The organism is Algoriphagus ratkowskyi, assembly GCF_002150505.1.
In the GTDB taxonomy this organism is placed as follows: domain Bacteria; phylum Bacteroidota; class Bacteroidia; order Cytophagales; family Cyclobacteriaceae; genus Algoriphagus; species Algoriphagus ratkowskyi.
This window is the reverse complement of record NZ_MSSV01000048.1, coordinates 1-2,740: the sequence shown is the minus strand read 5'-3', so window position 1 is coordinate 2,740 and position 2,740 is coordinate 1. Positions and strand designations below refer to the sequence as shown.

2 protein-coding genes are annotated in these 2,740 nt (G+C 32.5%); both read left to right on the top strand.

What is annotated here, in order from left to right; translation table 11 throughout:
* The first annotated feature begins 20 nt into the window (after positions 1-20).
* Complete coding sequence (locus BVH02_RS21095) at positions 21-1,421, top strand: leucine-rich repeat domain-containing protein (RefSeq protein WP_143244278.1); 1,401 nt, start codon at positions 21-23, stop codon at positions 1,419-1,421.
* Between the two features lie 153 nt (positions 1,422-1,574).
* Positions 1,575-2,159 carry a hypothetical protein gene (locus BVH02_RS21090; protein WP_086503452.1) on the top strand — a complete coding sequence of 195 codons (585 nt, stop codon included), beginning with the start codon at positions 1,575-1,577 and terminating at the stop codon, positions 2,157-2,159.
* Positions 2,160-2,740 lie beyond the last annotated feature (581 nt).

Here is a 2,740-nt window from a genome sequence, read left to right as displayed (position 1 = left end):
GGGCATTTTAAAAGACGACAGTGAAACGAATAATAAACTCACCTTTAAAAATTCTCGGACTTCTGACATTAATATTTGGACTGTTAGGAGTATTGACGTTTAGCTACTTTTTCTTTGTTGGAATTTATTTGGTTGGTATTGGACTTTTAATTTACCTAATTGACTTTCTAACACTCAAACTACTAAAAGATAAAAGGAAATATTGGATAACTCAATCCATTTTAGCAACAGTTTATTTAATTCTTGCCTTCGTGACTTATATGAAATGGCAAGAACACAATTACTTGATTTTTCCAAAAAACTTTAAAGGACAAGCAGGAATTATTTTTGGAATTGAAGGTTATCCGGAACTGCCAAAAACAAAATTTTGGAAGAAAACTATTAACATTCCCAAAGACGGAATTATTATAACTTCAACCAAAGTGGAAGACATTCCAAATTCAATTCGTTCTGCATGCTCAGATAATTCAAGAGTGAATTACCAAGACATTAATTGGGAACCAAATTTTGAAATGGACTGCATTATATGTGACAGTAAAATTAAAAGTTGGCTCTTTCAAGTTGACTCTGAAAGTTCAACAGTAAAGGAAATAATGACTTCTCTGTGCAACGAAATTGCTTCAAACAAAAAGAATAGCTTTTACAAAAGCGAAAACTCTGTTGTTTGGTCTGACAATAATGGAAAATATTTGTGGCTTCAAAATAAAGGCTTGACTTCCCTACCAGAAGGACTTGGAAAACTCAATATTTATAAAGCGATATTGACAGGTAATGATTTAACAGAAATTCCCAAACAAATTTTTCAAATCAATACTCTTGAAGATTTGATATTAGCGGTAAATCCTATTAGTGAATTTCCTTGTGACCTTTCACGATTAAAACGTCTTAGAAGCGTTTCGTTTGCAGAAACAGCAATTAAAGAAATCAACTGCGACCTTTCTCAACTTGACAATTTGGAGCATTTTGACATTGCAAGGAATGGATTAATAAAATTCCCAGACCAGATTAAAACTATACCAAATCTCACTTGGCTTTCACTTAATAGCAATCAGTTTACAGACTTCTCATTTATAGATAGTAGACTAAAAAACCTCGAAACACTTTACCTATACTCCAATAAGGTTAAAAGCATTTCACCAGAAACAAAATTTCTTGGAAACTTAAAAGAGCTTTTAATCTTTGATAATGAGATTGAAAGCATACCCGACAACATTGCAGACCTAAAAAATTTAGAAAAACTTGAAATTTGGGACAACCCAATAAGGAGAATATCGCCTAAAATAGCACAGTTGACTAAGTTGAAATCAATACAACTTGATGACGACTTCTTAACACAAACAGACAAAGACAAATTAAAAAAGTGGTTGCCGAACTGTGAAATTAACTATCAGACAAGAAGTGAAAAGAAAAACGCCCTATAACAGCAAATTTGCACAAAAATGGCTGACGGTGGTTTACGTTAATTCATCAGTTATTTACTTAATTTAGTGCTGTACGACAATGGTTCTGCAAGCAATGCCATTTATGCGCAAATTTTCAAAACGTTATAGCTTATTGTAAAAAACTGACTTTACGTGAAAAGACTCCTTATATTATTATTAACAATTACTCCTTTCATTACTTTCGGACAGCAAGGAAAAGCAGGGCAATTAAAGAAAAATGTCAATCTTGACACACTATATGTTTCAGTACAGTTTTCAGACACAAATGACCTAGTTCTGCAAAAGGAACTTTTAGTCCAATTTGACACCATAGTTTCTGTTTTCAATAGAAAAAAACAAGCGTTTAAATTAGTAATCGACAGCACTCAAAATAATAGGACAATAAATTTTTTATTAGGACCAATCAAGTATGTTGATTGGAAAAAGAACGTTTGGGTCACAGGACTTGACGTAGCTCTAATTGGTGCTAATATTTTGATTTTACCTTATTTTCCACCAGTTATCCCATTTTATTTAATGCCTGCAACCCTTTGTCGAGTAGATTTAAAAAGTTCTGACGACTTATTTTACAAACCGACACGATTATTTTTAAATCCTAATGGTTACTTTACAAAAAAGGAAAAACAAAAACTTCGGTTCAAAAAGAAATTTAACAAGTTGTTATATAAGTGCTTTTTCGACTTAAATGAACAAAATAAAAAAAACAACAAGCTATAACAGCAAATTTGCGCAAAAATGGCTGACGGTGGTTTACGTTAATTCATCAGTTATTTACTTAATTTAGTGCGGTACGACAATGGTTCTGCAAGCAATGCCATTTCTGCACAAATTTTCAAAACGTTATGTGTAAAAACTCCCGGACATACATTCGCAACTAAAAATGCTTCGGGGACGAAAAGCAACGGCAAAATTCTTAACAGGATGCCGACTTTTTAAAAGTATCTAAGAAATGGTTGACCTCGCAAAGCCGACCGATTTTTTTAAGAAAAAAGCATTTAAGAAGAATTTGAAAAAGAACTGAAAAGGAATCCTTTAAAGCTGTTCAGAAAAGGAATTGAAAAGAAATTAAAGAACTTTTTTAAAAACTAACTGACAAGTTAGAACGCAAGAAAATGGCTCAATTGAAGCGCTCTTGAAAAGTAGATCCTGCATGGAAAGCAACCGTTTCTACACATAACCGCAAATTTGTTCAAAAATGGCCGACAATGGTTTACGTTAATTCATCAGTTATTTATTTAATTTAGTGCTGTGTGACAATGGTTCTGCAAGTAATGCCATTTCTGCACAAATTTTCAAAA